Genomic DNA, 18,717 nt, shown 5'->3' with positions numbered 1-18,717 from the left:
GAGCGTCACGAACTGCATTCCCACGCGGAGCGTGAGGAACGATAGTCATCAGGTTCCGGGCCGTGCCTCTAGCCCGACTACTCTAAAGTGCTTTTCGGACACGATGGCATAGACGACGCAGAGTGCGACGTAAGTGACGGCTGAGTCCTGGCGCTGATCCGGGGGTAGCCTGGCAGGACGCCAGGCTAGCCGCACCGGGCCATGGAGGGCCCGTTGCGGCGACCCCCGGATCAGTGACAGGTCGAAGGAACCCGACGAAGTCGGGCCGGAAACGGAGCCAGGGGCTTTGGTCACTTTGGCCCCATCAAAGTGACTCGCCGAGGGGCGAAAAGGTGACCTGAGTCGAACCCAAATCCACCTGACAAAGAAAACCCCTGTGTGACGCAGAGCGTCACGAACTGCATTCCCACGCGTGCGTGAGGAACGAGAGGTGTCCTGGAGAACATCGTGACTATGCACGGGGCCTGAGCGCCTTCTCAGGTCTCGCCGGGAATTCGAATACAGCCATGCGCTAAAACGCACCCATAAAAAAACCGCCTGATCAGCGATCAGGCGGTTTTCATGACAGCAGCGACGCTTAGTAAGCCAGGCCGAAGTCTTCTTCTTTCATGTCCATCAGGTTGGCAGCGCCCGACAGAATGGCCGCCACGTGGGTGCGGGTGCGCGGCAGGATGCGCTGGAAGTAGAAACGCGCGGTCTGGATCTTCGCGCGGTAGAACGCCTCGTCCGACGCACCGGCCGCCAGCTTCTCGGCCGCAACACGCGCCATATCAGCCCAGAAGTACGCCAGGCAGGCATAGCCGGAAAACATGATGTAATCCACCGATGCAGCACCCACTTCTTCGCGATCCTTCATCGCCGCCATGCCGACTTTCAGAGTCAGGTCGCCCCACTCCTTGTTCAGCGCAGCCAGTGGCGTCACGAATTCCTGCACAACTTCGTTGCCTTCATTGCTCTGGCAGAACTTGTGCACGATCTTGGTGAAGCCCTTGAGCGCTTCGCCCTGGGTCATCAACACCTTGCGGCCCAGCAGATCAAGCGCCTGGATACCGGTGGTGCCTTCGTACAGCATCGAAATCCGGCTGTCGCGAACGTTCTGCTCCATGCCCCACTCGGCAATGAAGCCATGGCCGCCGTAGATCTGCACACCGTGGTTGGCGGCTTCAAAGCCCACTTCCGTCATGAACGCCTTGGCGATCGGGGTCATGAACGCCAGCAATGCATCAGCGGCTTTCTTTTGCTCCGGGTCTTCGCTGTACTTGACGATGTCGACCTGCTTGGCCGTGAAGTACACCATGGCACGCGTGCCTTCGGCGAACGCCTTCATGGTCAGCAGCATGCGACGCACATCAGGGTGAACGATGATCGGGTCAGCGGCTTTTTCCGGTGCCTTGGGGCCGGTCAGCGAACGCATTTGCAGGCGATCACGGGCATATTGCAGGCCGCCCTGGAAGGCGACTTCGGCGTGCGCCAGACCTTGCAGTGCAGTGCCCAGACGCGCAGTGTTCATGAACGTGAACATGCAGTTCAGGCCCTTGTTCGGCGGACCGATCAGGTAGCCGGTAGCGCCGTCGAAGTTCATCACGCAGGTGGCGTTGCCGTGGATGCCCATCTTGTGCTCGATGGAGCCGCAGTTCACCGCGTTGCGCTCACCGATGCTGCCATCGGCAGCCGAGAGGAACTTGGGCACGATGAACAGCGAAATGCCTTTGGTGCCAGCCGGTGCGTCCGGCAGGCGAGCCAGCACGATGTGGACGATGTTATCGGCCATGTCGTGTTCGCCGGCGGAAATGAAAATCTTGGTGCCGGTGACCTTGTAGGTCCCGTCAGCCTGAGGTTCGGCCCGGGTGCGCAGCATGCCCAGGTCGGTACCGCAATGCGACTCGGTCAGGCACATGGTGCCGGTCCATTCGCCGGACACCAGCTTGGTCAGGTAGGCGTCCTGCTGCTCGGGCGTGCCGTGCTCGGAGATCGTGTTCATTGCGCCATGCGACAGGCCCGGGTACATGCCCCACGACCAGTTCGCCTCGCCGACCATCTCGCTGACCGCCAGGCCCAGCGACTCGGGCAGACCCTGACCGCCGTGCGCAACGTCATGCGCCAGACTCGGCCAGCCGCCTTCGACGAACTGTTTGTAAGCCTGTTTGAAGCCGTTCGGCGTCTTCACGCCCGACTCGCTCCAGGTGCAACCCTCGGTATCGCCCACACGGTTCAGCGGCGCCAGCACCTGCTCACAGAACTTGGCGCCCTCTTCAAGAATGGCGTCGACCATGTCCGGAGTGGCGTCATGACAGGCTGGCAGACTCTGATAGTGCGCTTCATAGCCGAGCAGTTCATCACGAACAAAACGAATATCACGCAAGGGGGCCTTGTAGTCAGGCATAGCGATAACCTCTGCTGATGAATCCTGGAACGAATGACCGGGCGGTCGCTGGAGAGACACCCTCAAGCGCCAGACAATCTCGTATGCCTCGCGGTCAAACAGGTGTTTGAAACATACGTTTACGCCCAAACCTTGTCAATAGTGCAGCATGCACCATTCGTCCACGGCCCATGCGTAAGCCACGCAGGCGTACGTCGTGCGGGGGCGAGAGAAGCGTAAGCAAAAGTCTAGTGGAGGGCGAAACCAGGTGCAGGCGTGATACAGGACAATGATGCGGAGAAATTCAGAGGGCAACGCCGTGCGCTGGAGGCACGGCGGGAAGTGCAGCGAAAATCAGGCGTAGGTGTCGATCAGCGTGCCGAGCATTTCATTGCTGGCTTTCTGCGCAGCCAGTCCGGCTGCAAACTGATCCTTGCCGGCTTCGAGTTCGACCATATTGGACGACAGGTCGGAGCGCTGGCTACGGTCGACCGAGCGCAGGTTCTCGAGCTGAAAGTCTGAAGACTGGCTTCTGCCCGACACTTCGATATTGGAGCTGGCAATCTGGGTGGCCGCCTGATCCACACGACTTTGCCCGACCTGCATTGCGCTAAGGCCCGGGTAGAGGGTGTTGTTCATGGTGATTTGCATAAGCCGATCCTCAGTTCAAAAAACGAACACAAGCCATTGAACCAGCATTTGTCCGGAAATACTCGACAAACAGACTAATGGCACTAGGCCGCACGATAGCCTGAGTCTTGAAAATCCAAAACTGTCTTGCTGGTCAGCCACATAGCGGCGCTGTCAGCTCAACACCTTCAAATCAAGATACTGCGCCACATTTTCGGCACTTGCCTCATCCAATCGCGGCACCCGCCCCAGACAAGGTGCGGGCAGACGCTCGACCAGCGTGGCGAGGTTTTCTTCAAGCCGCGAGGTGTCGGCATCCACGATGTTGGCCACCCAGCCAGCCAGACGTAAACCGTCGCGGGCAATCGCTTCAGCAGTCAGCACCGCATGATTGATGCAGCCCAGACGCACGCCCACCACCAGAATCACCGGTAGATCCAGGGCAATGGCCAGATCGGACAACGTGCTCTGCCCGGACAGCGGCACGCGCCAGCCGCCTGCCCCTTCGATCAGGGTGAAATCGGCCTGTCTGGTGAGCATATGCCGCATGGGTTGCAGCACCGAGTCGACCGTCAGCGCGACGCCGGCTTCGCGTGCTGCCAGGTGCGGAGCAATGGCCGGTTCGAAGGCCAGCGGATTGACTTCAGCATAATCCAGCTCGACAGAACACTCGGCCAGCAACGCCAGGGCATCCGGGTTGCGCAGCCCCTGTGGCGTGACCAAACAACCGGACGCAACGGGCTTGCCGGCTGCCGTGCTCAGACCGGACGCTCGGGCTGCATGCAGCAAGCCGGCAGCCACCGTGGTCTTGCCAGCGTCGGTATCGGTCCCGGTGATGAAGTAGGCGGCAGTCATCTCAGCAGTCTTTCCTGTCAATCATCAGTTTTTTTCCAGTACCGCGTACAGCACTTGATAGGTAGCCGGCAGCCCGGCGTCCTGGCGAAAGCCTTCATAGGCCTGAACCATGCCCATGATCCGCTCGCGCCCGGTCAGGCCATTGGGCCGTCCGGGGTTGAGATTGTGCGCACCGAGCGCCTTCAACTCATGCGTCAGGCTGCGCACGTCCGGGTAATGCAGCACCTGCGGGCGAACGTCGAGGCTGCGCACTTGCAGGCCGCTCGCCGCGCACAGCTGGCGATAGTCATCCTCATGACGAAAGCGGTTCACATGCACCCGCCCGTCCACGGCCTGCCAGCTGTCGCGCAGTTCGTACAACGTGCCGACACACAGGCTGGCAAAGGCGAATACGCCGCCTGGCTGCAATACGCGGTGAGCGTCACTGAGCACCGCAGCGAAATCGGCGCACCACTGCACCGCGAGGCTGGAAAAAATCAGCCCGCAACTCTGCTCACGCAGCGGCAGATGCTCGGCGTCACCCGCAACGAAGTGCTGTGCGCCGCCCAAGGGCTGGGCATGGCGCAACATGCCTTCGGCGATATCCAGTGCAATACCTTCGCTGCCACTGAACGTCTGCGCCAGCGCCCGGCTGAAATAGCCGGTGCCGCTGCCCAGGTCCAGCCAGCGAGACGGCTTGCATTGCGCAGGCAGACGCGCCAGCAGCTCATTACCGACGTTGCGCTGCAGTTCGGCAACGCTGTCATAACTGCCTGCCGCGCGGGAAAACGACGCAGCGACCTGACGTTTGTCAGGCAAAACAGAAGGTGGTTTGGGGATTGAAAGATCAGTCATCGTCCAGCTCGTGCAGAAAGGCGTGGATCGCGGCCGCTACCCCGTGAGGGTTTTCCAGCAGGAATGCATGACTGGCCTGCTCGATCAGGCCCACTTCGACATCCGGCAACAAGGCCAGCAGATCACCTGCTGCCTCGGCGGGCACGAAGGCATCCAGCCCGGCGAACAGGTGCAGTTGCGGGCCACGATAGGTTTGCAGCGCGCTGCGGGTGTCGAGTTGCCGGAGTATTTTCAGGCCGTCGAGCAACGCCGTTTTCGACAGGTGCGGCGCGCCGGCCTTGAGCAGCCGTGCCAGACCGCGCGGGTCTTCTGCACCTTGCGTGCACAGCAGGCTGAAACGCTTGAGGGTCAGGTCCGGATCATCAGCACAACCAGCCAGAAATGCCTCGAAATCCTGCGCGGGCATCGCATTCGGCCACGCCCCTTGGGTGACGAAGCAGGCGTTGCTGGCCAGCGTCAGCAACCCGCAGCAACGGTCGCCACGACGCGCTGCCAGTTCAGCCGCGAGCATGCCACCCAATGACCAGCCGCCCAGCCAGGCGTCGTCTGGCAGGTTGGTGTCCAGCTCGTCGAGCCAGTCTGGCAAATCGCAACTGTCGATATCCGGCAACGGCTCGATTTCAACCCGCAAGTGCTCGTCCAGTCCGCGCAACGCAGCGGCAAGCGGCTCCAGCGGCGAAACGCCAAGGCCCCAGCCTGGCAACAGAATCAGACGATCACGCATGAACAGGCTCCGAGGAGTGGCTGGCATCCAGCAGCGGGTAGCACTGCTCCAGAGTGTTCAATAATAGCTGCACGTCCGCTTCGCTGTGCACGGCAGACAATGTCACACGAAGCCGCGCGCTGCCCGCAGGCACGGTGGGCGGGCGAATGGCGGTGACCAGCAGACCACGCTCGCGGAGCAACTGCGAGAGGTGCAACGCCCGACCGGCATCACCGATCATGATCGGCTGGATCGGGGTAAAGCTGTCCATCAATTGCAGCCCGATCTGCTCGGCACCGCGACGAAACTGCTGGATCAGGCGCGTCAGATGCTCGCGACGCCAATGCTCGGTACGCAGCAACTGCAGACTTTTCAAGGTGGCGCAGGCCAGCGCGGGCGGCTGGCTGGTGGTGTAAATGTAGGGCCGGGCGAACTGGATCAGGGTTTCGATCAGTTCTTCACTGCCGGCCACGAACGCCCCGGAAGTGCCGAACGACTTGCCCAGGGTGCCGACCAGCACGGGCACGTCATCCATGCTCAGGCCGAAATGCTCGACGATACCGGCGCCGTTGGCACCCAAAGGGCCGAAGCCGTGAGCGTCATCTACCATCAGCCAGGCCCCTTTGGCCTTCGCCGAACGGGCCAGCGCGGGCAGATCAGCGATGTCGCCGTCCATGCTGAACACACCGTCGGTCACCACCAGGGTATCGCCCACGGATTTTTCCAGACGCGCTTCCAGGCTGCTCACATCGTTGTGCAGATAGCGCGAGAAGCGTGCGCCGCTGAGCAGACCGGCATCCAGCAGCGAGGCGTGGTTGAGACGGTCTTCCAGCACCGTATCGCCCTGCCCGACCAACGCCGTCACTGCGCCGAGGTTGGCCATGTAGCCATTGGAGAACAACAGGGCGCGCGGACGACCGGTCAGCTCGGCCAGCGCTTCTTCCAGCTCGTGGTGCGGCGCGCTGTGGCCGATCACCAGATGCGAAGCCCCGCCTCCCACACCCCAGCGCTCGGCACCCGCCTGCCAGGCAGCGATCACTTCGGGATGATTGGCCAGCCCCATGTAATCGTTGTTGCAGAACGCCAGCAAAGGCTGGCCGTCGACGATAACCTGCGGGCCTTGCGGGCTTTGCAGCAGCGGGCGCTGGCGATAGAGGTGTGCGGCGCGACGGGCATCGAGGCGCGTGCGGAGATCGAAAGACATGCAGGCCCCGGTCCGGAAGATGACAATTCAAAACGGGCCGGAACATGCCAGCCCGTTCAACGGATCAGGCAGAGGCAGCGTCGTAGAACATCGAGCTGCTTTGCTGCTCGACCAGTGCCTGTTCGATGGCGGCCTGATGCACTTCGTCGGCGTGCCCTTCGCCCGCTTCGGGTTTGATGCCCAGACGCGAGAACAGCAGCATGTCCTTGTCGGCTTGCGGGTTGGCGGTGGTCAGCAGTTTGTCGCCGTAGAAAATCGAGTTGGCCCCGGCGAAGAACGCCAGCGCCTGCATTTGCTCGTTCATCGCTTCGCGACCGGCAGACAGGCGCACGTGGGATTTCGGCATGAGAATACGTGCCACGGCGAGCATGCGAATGAAATCGAACGGGTCGACATCTTCAGCATTTTCCAGCGGCGTACCGGCAACCTTGACCAGCATGTTGATGGGCACCGACTCCGGGTGCTCCGGCAGGTTCGCCAGCTGAATCAGCAGCCCCGCGCGGTCGTCGAGGGACTCGCCCATGCCCAGAATGCCGCCGGAGCAGATCTTCATCCCTGCATCGCGCACATAAGCCAGGGTCTGCAGGCGTTCGCTGTAGGTACGGGTCGTGATAATGCTGCCGTAGAACTCCGGCGAAGTGTCGAGGTTGTGGTTGTAGTAATCCAGCCCGGCGGTGGCCAGCGCTTCGGTCTGTTCCTGATCGAGGCGGCCCAGGGTCATGCAGGTTTCCATGCCCATGGCTTTAACGCCTTTGACCATCTCCAGCACGTAAGGCATGTCCTTGGCGGAAGGATGCTTCCAGGCTGCGCCCATGCAAAAGCGCGTCGAGCCAATGGCCTTGGCGCGCGCGGCTTCTTCAAGCACCTTCTGCACTTCCAGCAGTTTTTCTTTCTCGAGACCGGTGTTGTAGTGGCCGGACTGCGGACAGTACTTGCAGTCTTCCGGGCAGGCGCCGGTCTTGATCGACAACAGTGTGGAGACCTGCACACGGTTGGCGTCGAAATGAGCGCGGTGCACCGTTTGCGCCTGAAACAGCAGGTCATTGAATGGCTGTACGAACAGCGCCCTGACCTCGGCTAAAGTCCAGTCGTGACGCAAAGTGGCGGTGGTGCTGGCGCTCATCGGGCGGCTCCTTGGTGTTTCTGGGCAATGCGCGAGGGCGGGAAAGACCCCACTCGCTACACGGATGTCGGGCATATTTAAGGAAGAGTCATGCGCTGTCAACCCAGCTACCCGCACGAGGTTTACATCTGGTTAAAAAACAAACAATCCTGTTTGTTATGTGATGAACGCAGTGAGGTGCCCGCGCCCATCTGCGTGCCCTGCGAAGCAGAGCTGCCGTGGCTGGGCAACGCTTGCGAGTGCTGTGCGCTGCCGTTACCCCGTTCAGGCATGAGCTGCGCGCAATGCTGCAAGCAACCGCCCGGCTTTACCCAGGTCATCGCGCCCTGGCTGTACGATTTCCCGGTCGACGGTTTGATCACCCGCTTCAAACATAACGGTAAATGGCCCATGGGACGACTGCTGGCGGAACTGTGCGCGCACTATCTGCAGCATCGTTTCGAGGAAGACCTGCCACGTCCCGACTGCCTCATTCCGGTGCCGTTGGCCAACAAACGCTTGCGCCAGCGCGGCTACAATCAGGCGGCAATGCTGGCCGGCTGGCTGGGTAAACAGCTGCAACTGCCTGTCGACGAAGGACATGTGTTGCGCAGCCGCGAGACAACCGCGCAACAGGGCCTGGACGCCAAGGCCCGCAAACGCAACCTGCGCGGTGCTTTCACCCTGATTGATCCCGACCGGGTAAAAGGCCGGCACCTGGCGCTGGTCGATGACGTTCTGACCACCGGCTCGACAGCAGAGGTCATTGCAGGTTTATTGAACACCGCCGGTGCGCGGCGGGTGGATGTGTATTGCCTGGCGAGGACGCCCAGGCCGGGGGATTGATTGGGCGCTGCGGGCTAATATTCTCATCGCTCCCACGCTCCGCGTGATAGCGCGGCCCTGGACGCTCCGCGTCCGGTTTCGACGTCATGCACAAGAGCGATCATACTGCCCTCTCCTACTCGACCACCCCGGATCACCATGTCCCTGCCTCCCTTACTCACGCAACACATGGTCCGCCGCCCGCAACGCATTGCGCTGCTGCAGCATATTGCCGAACAGGGCTCGATCACCCGTGCGGCGAAAAGCGCAGGGCTGAGTTACAAGGCGGCCTGGGACGCGATCGACGAGCTGAACAATCTGGCGCAAAAACCGCTGGTAGAGCGCAGTGTCGGCGGGCGCGGCGGTGGCGGCGCTAAGTTGTCGGTCGAGGGCGAGCGAGTGCTGCGTCTCTATCAGCGCGTCCAGGCATTGCAAGCCCAGGTGCTGGAAGCCGCCGAAGACAGCAGCGATCTGGACTTGCTCAATCGCCTGACCCTGCGCACCAGCGCACGCAACCAGTTGCTGGGGCGGATCGTCAGTATCACGCGTCAGGGGCACAACGATCAGGTTCGCCTGCAACTGGCCGACGAGGTATTTATCGAAGCACAGGTCACCCATGACAGCACGCTGCGTCTGGAGCTGGAGAACGGCACGGAAGTGGTTGCACTGATCAAGGCCGGCTGGCTGGAACTGCACGCAGACAGCAGCGAAGAAACAAATGGAAACAATTCCCTGACCGGCCGAATCGACAGTGTGACCGACGCTCAAGATGGCCCAAGCGAAGTACGCATCACACTCCCCGGCGGCCAGACGCTGTGCGCCCTGGCGACACCTGAGCACCTGCGTGCACAGCCGTTGAAAACCGGCGTCACGGTGCAGGCAAGATTCGCAGCTTCACTGGTGTTGCTGGGCATACCGCTGTAAGCGCTGGCAGGTCATCACCACGACACAATTTCGTCATATGCGCGCACTAAGGTGGCTGCCATATTCGAGGGAGCCGTGATGATGAAACTATTAGAAGAAAACCAAACCACCGATCTGGAAAACATGGTCGGCGACGATAAGGTCGGCCTCACCCGCCGCGGGTTCATCAGCGCCGGTGCCCTGTGTGGCGCGGCGATGTTCCTGGGCGGCAACCTGCTCAGCCGCACCGTCCTGGCGGACAGCGTCAGCGCGGCGTCTGGCAGATTGCTCGGCTTCCAGAGCATTCCTGCTGCCACCGCCGACAGCATCAGCCTGCCGGCAGGTTACAGATCCTCGGTACTGATCAGTTGGGGCCAGCCTCTGCGCGCGGGCGGTCCGGCGTTCGACCCGAGTGGCAAGGGTACCGCCCAGGCTCAGGAGGTGCAGTTCGGCGACAACAACGACGGCATGTGCCTGTTCCCGATGCCGGGTCGCAAAGACCGTGCCTTGCTGGCGATCAACAACGAATACACCAACTACCGCTACCTCTTCGAGCATGGCAAGGAGCCGCAATCGGCTGAAGAAGTCCGCAAGGCACTCGCCGCAGAAGGCGTGTCAGTGATCGAGATACAGCAGAAAAACGGCAAATGGCAGTTCGTGCAGGACTCGCGTTACAACCGTCGCGTGCATGGCAATACGCCGATCAGGCTGAGTGGCCCGGCGGCCGGTCACGACTGGCTCAAGACTGACGCCGACAAGACCGGCACCCGCGTGCTGGGGACTTTCCAGAACTGCTCCAGCGGCCAGACACCGTGGGGCACTTACCTGACCTGCGAAGAGAACTTCACCGACTGCTTCGGCAGCAGCAACGCGGAGCAGACATTCGACGCGGGCATGAAGCGCTATGGCGTCGTGGCTGCCAGTAAAGAGATCAACTGGCACCCGCACGACCCGCGCTTCGACGTGGCGAAGAACCCCAACGAGGTCAATCGTCATGGCTGGGTGGTCGAGATCGATCCGTTCGACCCCGATTCGACGCCGGTCAAGCGCACGGCGCTCGGGCGTTTCAAGCACGAAAACGCCGCCTTCACGCAAACCAGGGACGGGCGCGCCGTGGTGTATATGGGCGACGACGAGCGTGGCGAGTTCATCTACAAATTCATCAGCCGCGACCGGATCAATCGCAAGAACCCGAAAGCCAACCGCGACCTGCTCGACCACGGCACCTTGTACGTGGCGCAATTCGACGCAGGCAACGGCAACCCGGATCATCCAAAGGGCAATGGCCAGTGGATCGAACTGAAACACGGCAAGAACGGCCTCGATGCTGCTGCCGGTTTCGCTAATCAGGCTGAGGTGTTGATTCATGCACGGCTGGCCGCCAGTGTGGTCAAGGCCACGCGCATGGACCGCCCGGAATGGATCGTGGTCAGCCCCAAGGATGGCCAGGTGTATTGCACCCTGACCAACAACAGCAAGCGTGGCGAAGAAGGTCAACCTGTCGGCGGGCCGAATCCACGCGCCAAGAACCAGTACGGGCAGATCCTGCGCTGGCGCGAAGGCGGCAACAATGCGTCGGCGCTGGCGTTCGAGTGGGACCTGTTTGTGGTCGCGGGCAACCCGACTGTGCATGCCGGTACGCCACAGGCCGGGTCAAGCAACATCAACGCGCAGAACATGTTCAACAGCCCGGACGGCCTGAGTTTCGATCGGTCGGGTCGGCTGTGGATCCAGACCGATGGCGATTCCAGTAACAAGGGCGACTTCGCTGGCATGGGCAACAACCAGATGCTCTGCGCCGATCCGGCCAGCGGCGAGATCCGCCGCTTTCTGGTCGGGCCGATCGGTTGCGAAATCACCGGTATCAGCTTTGCGCCTGACTACCGGACGATGTTTATCGGCATCCAGCATCCCGGTGAGAACGGCGGCTCTACCTTCCCCGAGCATTTGCCCAACGGCAAACCGCGCTCATCGGTGATGGTCATCACCCGGGAAGATGGCGGCGTTATCGGCGCCTGATCGGCAATCAGGAAGAGGATGCAGATCGCTCATCGTTATATAAAGGTCTGCTATTGATTCTGGGCGGAGGCCGTGGGAGCGAACGTGTTCGCGAAGAGGGCTGTATGATCGTCGAAAATGCATCGACTGAAACACCGTCTTCGTGAGCAAGCTCACTCCCACAAGGATCTTTACTCCGCCTGATACTGCGCGTCGAACCCCGCTTTCCGGGCTCATCAAGACTTGAGTATCACGCCGGGCGCAGAGCGTGGGAACGATGAGCAATCAGTCAGTCGATCAACCCGTTCACATCGTAGAACGGGTACGGCCCTTCATAGTCGCCGAACACAGCGTTATGGCTGACAAACCCCTGCTCAGATTGCCAGCGGTGCAGCACGTAGCCTGCCGGTTCGAGGTTGAAATGCGCAGGCGCGGCTTCGTCGAGGTCGAGTACGATCTGGTGTGAGGTGCCCGGGCAGATGCTCGCCAGGCTGCCTCCGAAACGTCGCTGCATCGGTCGATGCAAATGTCCGCACAGCAAACGCTCCACCTGCGGATGCTGGGCGATCACGCGCTCCAGCGCCGACGCATTGCCGAAGGGTTCGCGGTCCATGTGCCCTATGCCGGTAATGAACGGTGGGTGGTGCATGACGATCACGGTCGGCACGTAAGGACGACGGGACAGCTGCGCGTGCAACCAGTCCAGCTGACAGTAATCCAGTTGCCCGCCATGCTCGCCGGGAATGGTCGTGTCCATGCCGATCAGACGCACCGGGTATTTCTCCACCACCCAGTCCAGAGGCCCGCTGGCCGACAACGGCAGGTACACCTGCTCGGCAAACGCAGCCAGCAGGTTGTGTCGATCGTCATGATTGCCGGGCACTAGATAAAACGGCATCTGCAGACGTTCCAGCTCTGGCTTGAGTACGGCGTATTCGTCCTCACGACCGAAGTCCACCAGGTCACCGCTGATCACCACGATGTCGGGGCGCTGCTTGCTGGCATTGATATGCGCGACAGCGCGGCGCAACGCCCCCAGAGTATCGACCACGCCATAGGTCAGGCGCCCGTCGGCTTTGAGGTGCAGGTCACTGATCTGGGCAATAAGAAACGGACGATTCAAAATAATCTCTCTACGAAAAACGGTTTCACGAATGCAGGGTAAACAGCACTTGCGGGTCGACACTCAAGGCAATGACTGCGTTTGCGGCGTAAATCACGTTGTCGGTGCTGTCTACCAGCAGCGGCTGCGGGCCACCGACATCGACCAGCAAGCGACTTTGCGCGCCCTGAAAAAACTGCCCGACCAGACGCCCATGAAGATGGCCGCTTCCAGACATCAAACGCAGGTGCTCGGGGCGGCAGTAAACAGTGCCCGGTACGTCAGCACCGAGCCACGGCAGCTCGCCACCGCTCACCTTGAGGCCTGAGGTGGTGCGCTCGACCACACTGAACGCGTTCAGATTGCCGACAAACCCGGCGACAAACGCATTGGCAGGCTGTTGATAGATTTCCCTCGGCGTCGCCAATTGCGAGACGCAACCTTTTTCCATGACCAGAATCCGGTCGCCCAGGGCCATTGCCTCGCCCTGATCGTGAGTGACGAACACCGAGGTGATGCCCAGCCCGCGCAGCAGCTGGTCCAGCTCACTGCGCAAGCGCTCGCGCAACTGCGCATCCAGTGCTGCCAGCGGTTCGTCGAGCAACAGCACCCGAGGACGCGGCGCCAGTGCCCGGGCCAGTGCGACCCGTTGCCGTTGACCGCCAGACAGCTCGTTGACGCGGCGATTGCCGTGGCCGGTCAAACCGACCAGTTCCAGCAACTCATCGCAACGCTTGTTACGCTCGGCAGCCGACAGACCACGAATCTTCAGGCCGTAAACGATATTGCCGGCCACATCGAGGTTGGGAAACAACGCGTAGTTCTGAAACACCATGCCCACGTCGCGCCGCTCGATGGGCAGACGTGTCACGTCCTGATCATCGAAGAGCACCTGGCCGACGTCCGGGCGTTCAAGCCCGGCAATCAGCCGCAAGGTGGTGGTCTTGCCGCAACCGGACGGACCGAGGATCGCCAGCGTTTCGCCGGGTTCGATGGTCAGGTGCAGATCCTTTACAGCAACGGTGCCGTCGGCAAATGCCTTGCGGCAGCCTTTCAGGCGAATGGTGGTTCCGCTCATCGGCTCTCTCCACGGGCAAGACGCGCGCTGATGGCCTGCAACGCAATCAGCAGCGGCACAATCAGCAACAGAAAAAGAAGGGTGTAGGCGCTGGCGACTTCCAGTCGGGCCGAGGCGTAGCTGTCGGCCAGACCCACCGGCAGGGTTTTGGTCATCGGCGTGTGCAACATCCAGGTCAGGTTGAATTCGCCCAGCGACAGGGTCACGACCATCAGCACGCCAGCGAGAATCCCGGCGCGGCAGTTAGGCACCACCACACTGAAGAAACGCTTGATCGGCCCGGCGCCCAGACTGGCGGCCGCCTCTTCGAGCACCGGCAGTTGCTGACGCTGCATCACCGCCATGACCGGGCGCACCAGGAACGGCAGGGTGAACAACACGTGGCCGACCAGAATGAACAACCAACTGCTGCGAAAGCCGCCGAACTGGCCGTAGGTCAGCAGTAACGCAAGGGCGCTGGCCAGACCGGGCATGGCGACGGGCAAGACCATCAATTCCTCGAAGGCCCGGCTGAAGCGATTGTTCATGCGCACCAGTGCATACGCTGCCGGGACACCCACCAGGCACACGCAGATTGCGCAGGCCACGGCCAGTTGCAACGACAGCCACACGGTGGGTGAATAGGCCTGCCAGACCTGCACCAGCCAGTCGAAGGTCAGACCGCTCGACAGACCGAGAAAATAATTGCGCGTCAGGCCGGCCAGCAGCGACAGCACCACCGGCACCAGCATGAACGCACAGACCAACAGGGTGAACGCCAGTTGCGCCACGAACAGCGGTGAACGTTTCACAGGACAACTCCCGATTTACCGACAATACGACGTGCCAGCAACAGCACTGCCCACGTCACCAGCCCGAGGATGACTGACAGCGCGGCGGCCACGGTGAAGTTGGCGTAATTGGTGAACACGTTGTAGATCGCTACCGGCGTGACGTTCAGGCGCGTGCCCAGGGTAAAGGCGGTGCCGAAGGCGCCCATCGACGTGGCGAAGCAGATCGCGCCGCACGACACCAGCGCGGGCGCCAGCCCCGGAACGATCACATCGCACACCACCCGCCAATGACCGGCACCCAATGAATGCGCGGCTTCTTCAAGGCTGCGGTCCAGGCTTTCGCAGGCCGCCATGACGGTCAGAATCACGCGCGGAATCGAGAAATACAGATAGCCGATGAACAGCCCGGTCAGCGAGTAGGCGAACACCCAGCGCTCGCCCGCCAGGTGCAGCCCGAGCGCGGCGAAGATGCCTTGGCGACCAGCCAGCAGAATCACCAGAAAGCCGACCACCACACCGGGAAACGCCAGCGGGAAGGTCAGCAAGGCCACCAGCGCAGAGCGTCCGAAGAAATGATTGCGGGCCAGAAACACACCGCTGATGCCGCCGACCAGCAACGCTGCGAGCGTCACCACCAGCGCCAGCAGGCAGGTTTGCACCAGGCTGCCCAGGTACTGAGCACTGCTCAGGACCTGCCAGTAACCGCTGGCATTGCCATCGGTACTTTTTGCACCGAGCACGATCAAGTGGGTCAGCGGCAGCAGCCAGAATGCCAGCAATACGGCCATCGCCGGGGCCAGCGCCACCGCAGCGGTCGGGCGCAGCCGCAGCCTGAAAAATCCGCCCTTGCGCAGAGCCAGCGCTTGTTCCGGCGAGGCCGACATTACTTCACCTCACGCAGATAACGGGCGGCGAAGGCTTCCTGCACGGCGGCCATGTGCTGGTAATCCACCACGCCGGCACGGGCGTAATCGCTGTCCGGCAGGAACTGCGCAGCCACCTCGGCAGGCATCTTCGAGCGCACCGGACGCAGGTAAGCCTTGGCCCACAACGCCTGCCCTTCATCGGACAGCACGAAATCCAGCACCTTCTCGGCGTTGGCACGATGCGGCGCCTTGGCGACCATGCTCATCACGTACGGAACGCCGATGGTGCCTTCCTTGGGAATCACGAAGGCGACGTTGGCCTTGTCCTTGTAGCGAGCGCGATAGGCGTTGAAGTCATAGTCGACCAGAATCGGCAGTTCGCCGGACAGCACGCGTGCATAGGCGGTTTGCTTGGGCACAATGGGCGAGTTCTTCGCCAGTTTCTGGAAGTAGTCGATGGCCGGACCGAAGTTGTCCAGCGTGCCGCCCATGGCCTGGTTGATCGCCACCGCAGACACGTAACCGACGAACGCACTGGACGGGTCGAGGTAGCCGACCATGCCCTTGTACTCGGGCTTGAGCAGATCCGCCCAGCTTTGCGGCACCGGCAGACCGCCCAGTGCGTCGACGTTGACCATGATGCCGAGGGTCCCGGAGTGAATGGCGAACCAGTGCCCTTCGGGGTCTTTCAGGCCTGCCGGAATCTCGTCCCAGTGCTTGGGTTTGTAGGTGTCGACCACGCCGGCCTTCTGCGCCTGCAGGCCGAACGTCACGCCGTAATAGACCACATCAGCGACCGGCGCGGCTTGCTCGGCAACGATCTGTGCCAGCGCCTGGCCCGAGTTCTTGTTGTCCAGCGGCACCTGCACACCGGTGCTGTCGGCAATCGCCTTGAGCTGCGTTCCCCAGTCGGCCCATTCGGGCGGGCAGTTGTAGCAGATGGCGGTTTCGGCGGCCTGGGCGAGGCTGGCCGCACCGCATAACAGCAGTGCCGCGAGGGTTTTACTGAGGCTGAGCATGAAGCATCTCCTGGTAGGGCTGGGTGCTTTCGCCGGGCCGGATGTGGCACGGCAGACAATGAGAAACCGGTACTGCGCCAGCAATCCGTGCCAGTAATTGGTCGATGACGATGTGCGCCAGCTCGGCGATAGGCTGAACCACGCTGCACAAGGTCGGGTGCATCTGCGTGCCGAGTGCGATGCCGTCGAAGCCGATCACCGACAGGCGCTCGGGAACGCCCCAGCCGTTGCGGCGCAATTCGGCAATCAGGCTGATGGCCAGCAAATCGTTGGAACAGACCAGCGCGCTGGGCGCGTCCGGGCCACGTAACAGGGGTTCGAGTGCAGCGAAATCGGCGCTTGTATGAGCAGGCATCTCAATCACTGGTCGCGCTTCAAGCCCACACGCGGCCATGGCGTCGCGGTAGCCTTCATAACGCAGTCGGGCGCGGTCGGACTGCATGGCCGGGCCTGCGACCATGGCGACGCGCTGATGGCCTGCATCGATCAGGTATCGAGTAGCCAGCGCCATGCCCGCCCGGTTATCCACAGACACCGCGCTGTAATCCGGATTGCCGGTCTGGTGATAGGCCAGCACGAACGGGGTGTCTTCATTGATCAGGCCTTGCAGCACCCGGTTGTGCTCGGCGTCGGTCACCGTCAGCACCAGCCCGTCGACCCGCTGACGCAACAACTCCTCAACCACAGCGCTTTCACGCTCTGCGGTGTAGTCGGTGGTCGCCAGCAGCAGGTTATAGCCCCGCGCCCGCGCCGCCCGCTCCATGGCCTGAAACTGCTCGGCAAACACCGGGTTGAGCAGGTTGGGCACCACCACGCCAATCAGGTTGGTGGTTTGCAGGCGCAGCTGGCGGCCCAGCCGGTTGGGGCGAAAACCCAGGGCGCGGGCAGCGGCGAATACCCGCTCGCGGGTCTCCAGGCGCACTACGTCGGGGCTTGCGAAGGCTCGTGCCGCCGTGGCTCGGGAAACCCCGGCCAGATGCGCTACCTCTTTCAGATCAGTCATGGTCGCTCGCTTGAGATCGATCTCATTGACGGCAACTCTAAGCGGCGAACATGGCCAAACCGCGACCGGGTGATGACCGTTTGGTGACAATCCGACCCTTGAGCACTTTAATCGGATGGGTTTGGCGAAGCGGGACCGGTCTGCGTTACCATCAGCGGTCCGACGCGGCAACCTGCTGCGCGCAGGAGTAGTCATGGCTCACCCGTTTGCAACACTTACTCCCGATCTGGTTCTGGATGCTGTCGAAAGCATCGGTTTTCTCAGCGATGCCCGCATCCTGGCGCTCAACAGTTACGAAAACCGCGTGTATCAGGTCGGTATCGAAGACGGCCAACCGCTGATCGCCAAGTTTTACCGCCCACAGCGCTGGACCACCGAAGCCATCCTTGAAGAGCACAGCTTCACTGCTGAACTGGTCGAGGTCGAAGTGCCGGTGGTCGCGCCCATGGTGCACAACGGCGCCACCCTGTTCGAGCACGCCGGTTTCCGTTTCACGCTGTTCCCGCGTCGCGGTGGACGAGCGCCGGAGCCGGGCAATCTTGATCAGCTGTATCGCCTGGGCCAGTTACTGGGCCGTCTGCATGCCGTCGGCTCGACCAAACCGTTCGCCCACCGTGAAGCCCTGGGCGTGAAGAACTTCGGCCATGATTCGGTCAACTTTCTACTGAAAAACGACTGCATCCCGCGCAGCCTGCTGCCGGCTTACGAGTCGGTGGCCCGCGACCTGCTCAAGCGTGTCGAAGACGTTTACGCGGCCACACCGCACACCAACATCCGCATGCATGGCGACTGCCACCCCGGCAACATGATGTGCCGCGACGAGATGTTCCACATCGTCGACCTGGACGATTGCCGCCTTGGCCCTGCCGTTCAGGATATCTGGATGATGCTGGCCGGCGACCGTCAGGAACGTCTGGGTCAGCTGTCGGAGCTGATGGACGGCTACAACGAATTTCATGATTTCGACCCACGCGAGCTGGCGCTTATCGAGCCATTGCGTGCCCTGCGCCTGATGCACTACAGCGCCTGGCTGGCCCGGCGCTGGGATGACCCGGCGTTCCCGCACAGCTTTCCGTGGTTCGGCACGGAGCGCTACTGGGGCGACCATATCCTGGCCCTGCGCGAGCAGATGGCAGCACTGAATGAAGAACCGTTGAAACTGTTTTGACCTGATGAGCGTGCAGAACGATAACCCCGACTATCGTGCGACGCTCTGCGTCGCATGCAGTTCTGGATGCTCTGCGTCCGATCCTGAATGTGCGGAGCGACGCAGATCTGTGACGCGGAGCGTCACGAACGGCATTCCCACGCTGGAGCGTGAGGAACGATAGCTCTGTAACTATCGTGCCGACGCTCCGCGTGGGCATGCATTTCTGGACGCTCCGCGTCCTATCCGGAGCATGCGGCGCGGCGCAGATCTGTGACGCGGAGCGTCACGAACGGCATTCCCACGCTGGAGC

Annotated in this window: 17 protein-coding genes; 4 read left to right on the top strand and 13 right to left on the bottom strand. The window is 61.8% G+C overall.

Annotated elements, in window-relative coordinates; genetic code table 11:
• Positions 1-577 precede the first annotated feature (577 nt).
• The 7 genes from KBY02_RS24090 to bioB all read right to left on the bottom strand — a co-directional run bounded on the left by KBY02_RS24090 (position 578) and on the right by bioB (position 7,711).
• Positions 578-2,383 (bottom strand): phenylacyl-CoA dehydrogenase, encoded by a 1,806-nt coding sequence (locus KBY02_RS24090; RefSeq protein WP_011269169.1) that lies wholly within the window; start codon positions 2,381-2,383, stop codon positions 578-580.
• A gap of 333 nt (positions 2,384-2,716) precedes the next feature.
• Positions 2,717-3,013 carry a hypothetical protein gene (locus KBY02_RS24085; protein ID WP_003419817.1) on the bottom strand — a complete coding sequence of 99 codons (297 nt, stop codon included), beginning with the start codon at positions 3,011-3,013 and terminating at the stop codon, positions 2,717-2,719.
• 153 nt (positions 3,014-3,166) lie between these two features.
• The gene (bioD, locus tag KBY02_RS24080; protein WP_011269170.1) at positions 3,167-3,847 is read right to left on the bottom strand and encodes a dethiobiotin synthase; all 681 of its coding nucleotides are present in this window, start codon (positions 3,845-3,847) and stop codon (positions 3,167-3,169) included.
• A 24-nt stretch (positions 3,848-3,871) separates the two neighbouring features.
• Positions 3,872-4,681, bottom strand: a complete 810-nt coding sequence (gene bioC, locus KBY02_RS24075; RefSeq protein ID WP_032655807.1) for a malonyl-ACP O-methyltransferase BioC — start codon at positions 4,679-4,681, stop codon at positions 3,872-3,874.
• Complete coding sequence (locus tag KBY02_RS24070) at positions 4,674-5,405, bottom strand: alpha/beta fold hydrolase (protein ID WP_003402140.1); 732 nt, start codon at positions 5,403-5,405, stop codon at positions 4,674-4,676. Before KBY02_RS24070 ends, bioC begins: the two co-directional genes overlap by 8 nt.
• Complete coding sequence (gene bioF / locus KBY02_RS24065) at positions 5,398-6,588, bottom strand: 8-amino-7-oxononanoate synthase (protein ID WP_003402141.1); 1,191 nt, start codon at positions 6,586-6,588, stop codon at positions 5,398-5,400. The genes KBY02_RS24070 and bioF overlap by 8 nt, the downstream gene beginning before the upstream one ends.
• Positions 6,589-6,652: 64 nt before the next feature.
• Positions 6,653-7,711, bottom strand: a complete 1,059-nt coding sequence (bioB, locus tag KBY02_RS24060; RefSeq protein ID WP_003372416.1) for a biotin synthase BioB — start codon at positions 7,709-7,711, stop codon at positions 6,653-6,655.
• A gap of 90 nt (positions 7,712-7,801) precedes the next feature.
• On the opposite strand from bioB, the gene KBY02_RS24055 reads away from it, so the two are divergent.
• The 3 genes from KBY02_RS24055 to KBY02_RS24045 all read left to right on the top strand — a co-directional run bounded on the left by KBY02_RS24055 (position 7,802) and on the right by KBY02_RS24045 (position 11,437).
• Positions 7,802-8,536: a ComF family protein gene (locus KBY02_RS24055; protein ID WP_024661091.1), complete on the top strand. Its 735-nt coding sequence runs from the start codon at positions 7,802-7,804 to the stop codon at positions 8,534-8,536.
• A gap of 138 nt (positions 8,537-8,674) precedes the next feature.
• Positions 8,675-9,439, top strand: a complete 765-nt coding sequence (locus tag KBY02_RS24050; protein ID WP_225650807.1) for a TOBE domain-containing protein — start codon at positions 8,675-8,677, stop codon at positions 9,437-9,439.
• Positions 9,440-9,520: 81 nt separating this feature from the next.
• On the top strand, positions 9,521-11,437 hold the full coding sequence (locus KBY02_RS24045) for a PhoX family protein (RefSeq protein WP_225650809.1): 1,917 nt from the start codon (positions 9,521-9,523) through the stop codon (positions 11,435-11,437).
• A 268-nt stretch (positions 11,438-11,705) separates the two neighbouring features.
• Here KBY02_RS24045 and KBY02_RS24040 read toward each other — a convergent pair whose 3' ends face one another.
• Genes KBY02_RS24040 through KBY02_RS24015 form a run of 6 tightly spaced genes read right to left on the bottom strand, consistent with a single transcriptional unit; the run spans position 11,706 to position 17,257 of the window.
• Positions 11,706-12,539, bottom strand: a complete 834-nt coding sequence (locus KBY02_RS24040; RefSeq protein WP_003402149.1) for a phosphodiesterase — start codon at positions 12,537-12,539, stop codon at positions 11,706-11,708.
• Positions 12,540-12,564: 25 nt separating this feature from the next.
• On the bottom strand, positions 12,565-13,596 hold the full coding sequence (locus KBY02_RS24035; RefSeq protein ID WP_011269175.1) for an ABC transporter ATP-binding protein: 1,032 nt from the start codon (positions 13,594-13,596) through the stop codon (positions 12,565-12,567).
• On the bottom strand, positions 13,593-14,387 hold the full coding sequence (locus KBY02_RS24030) for an ABC transporter permease (protein WP_003316181.1): 795 nt from the start codon (positions 14,385-14,387) through the stop codon (positions 13,593-13,595). The genes KBY02_RS24035 and KBY02_RS24030 overlap by 4 nt, the downstream gene beginning before the upstream one ends.
• On the bottom strand, positions 14,384-15,253 hold the full coding sequence (locus KBY02_RS24025; protein ID WP_096104340.1) for an ABC transporter permease: 870 nt from the start codon (positions 15,251-15,253) through the stop codon (positions 14,384-14,386). Before KBY02_RS24025 ends, KBY02_RS24030 begins: the two co-directional genes overlap by 4 nt.
• Positions 15,253-16,254 (bottom strand): ABC transporter substrate-binding protein, encoded by a 1,002-nt coding sequence (locus KBY02_RS24020; RefSeq protein ID WP_003402156.1) that lies wholly within the window; start codon positions 16,252-16,254, stop codon positions 15,253-15,255. The genes KBY02_RS24025 and KBY02_RS24020 overlap by 1 nt, the downstream gene beginning before the upstream one ends.
• Positions 16,238-17,257 (bottom strand): substrate-binding domain-containing protein, encoded by a 1,020-nt coding sequence (locus KBY02_RS24015; protein ID WP_058399250.1) that lies wholly within the window; start codon positions 17,255-17,257, stop codon positions 16,238-16,240. Before KBY02_RS24015 ends, KBY02_RS24020 begins: the two co-directional genes overlap by 17 nt.
• Positions 17,258-17,450: 193 nt before the next feature.
• On the opposite strand from KBY02_RS24015, the gene KBY02_RS24010 reads away from it, so the two are divergent.
• Positions 17,451-18,425, top strand: a complete 975-nt coding sequence (locus KBY02_RS24010; protein ID WP_024641324.1) for a serine/threonine protein kinase — start codon at positions 17,451-17,453, stop codon at positions 18,423-18,425.
• Positions 18,426-18,717 lie beyond the last annotated feature (292 nt).

The sequence above is a fragment of the Pseudomonas sp. P129 genome, assembly GCF_020312195.1.
GTDB lineage: Bacteria > Pseudomonadota > Gammaproteobacteria > Pseudomonadales > Pseudomonadaceae > Aquipseudomonas > Aquipseudomonas fragariae.
The sequence above is the reverse complement of the archived record's forward strand: the minus strand, read 5'-3'. Positions and strand labels throughout refer to the sequence as shown.

Bases quoted from the DNA above. Each gene is read 5' to 3' on its own strand.
- KBY02_RS24090 (WP_011269169.1), bottom strand. From the start codon at position 2,383: ATGCCTGACTACAAGGCCCCCTTGCGTGATATTCGTTTTGTTCGTGAT.
- KBY02_RS24085 (WP_003419817.1), bottom strand. From the start codon at position 3,013: ATGCAAATCACCATGAACAACACCCTCTACCCGGGCCTTAGCGCAATG.
- bioD (WP_011269170.1), bottom strand. From the start codon at position 3,847: ATGACTGCCGCCTACTTCATCACCGGGACCGATACCGACGCTGGCAAG.
- bioC (WP_032655807.1), bottom strand. From the start codon at position 4,681: ATGACTGATCTTTCAATCCCCAAACCACCTTCTGTTTTGCCTGACAAA.
- KBY02_RS24070 (WP_003402140.1), bottom strand. From the start codon at position 5,405: ATGCGTGATCGTCTGATTCTGTTGCCAGGCTGGGGCCTTGGCGTTTCG.
- bioF (WP_003402141.1), bottom strand. From the start codon at position 6,588: ATGTCTTTCGATCTCCGCACGCGCCTCGATGCCCGTCGCGCCGCACAC.
- bioB (WP_003372416.1), bottom strand. From the start codon at position 7,711: ATGAGCGCCAGCACCACCGCCACTTTGCGTCACGACTGGACTTTAGCC.
- KBY02_RS24055 (WP_024661091.1), top strand. From the start codon at position 7,802: ATGCGCTGTCAACCCAGCTACCCGCACGAGGTTTACATCTGGTTAAAA.
- KBY02_RS24050 (WP_225650807.1), top strand. From the start codon at position 8,675: ATGTCCCTGCCTCCCTTACTCACGCAACACATGGTCCGCCGCCCGCAA.
- KBY02_RS24045 (WP_225650809.1), top strand. From the start codon at position 9,521: ATGAAACTATTAGAAGAAAACCAAACCACCGATCTGGAAAACATGGTC.
- KBY02_RS24035 (WP_011269175.1), bottom strand. From the start codon at position 13,596: ATGAGCGGAACCACCATTCGCCTGAAAGGCTGCCGCAAGGCATTTGCC.
- KBY02_RS24025 (WP_096104340.1), bottom strand. From the start codon at position 15,253: ATGTCGGCCTCGCCGGAACAAGCGCTGGCTCTGCGCAAGGGCGGATTT.
- KBY02_RS24020 (WP_003402156.1), bottom strand. From the start codon at position 16,254: ATGCTCAGCCTCAGTAAAACCCTCGCGGCACTGCTGTTATGCGGTGCG.
- KBY02_RS24015 (WP_058399250.1), bottom strand. From the start codon at position 17,257: ATGACTGATCTGAAAGAGGTAGCGCATCTGGCCGGGGTTTCCCGAGCC.
- KBY02_RS24010 (WP_024641324.1), top strand. From the start codon at position 17,451: ATGGCTCACCCGTTTGCAACACTTACTCCCGATCTGGTTCTGGATGCT.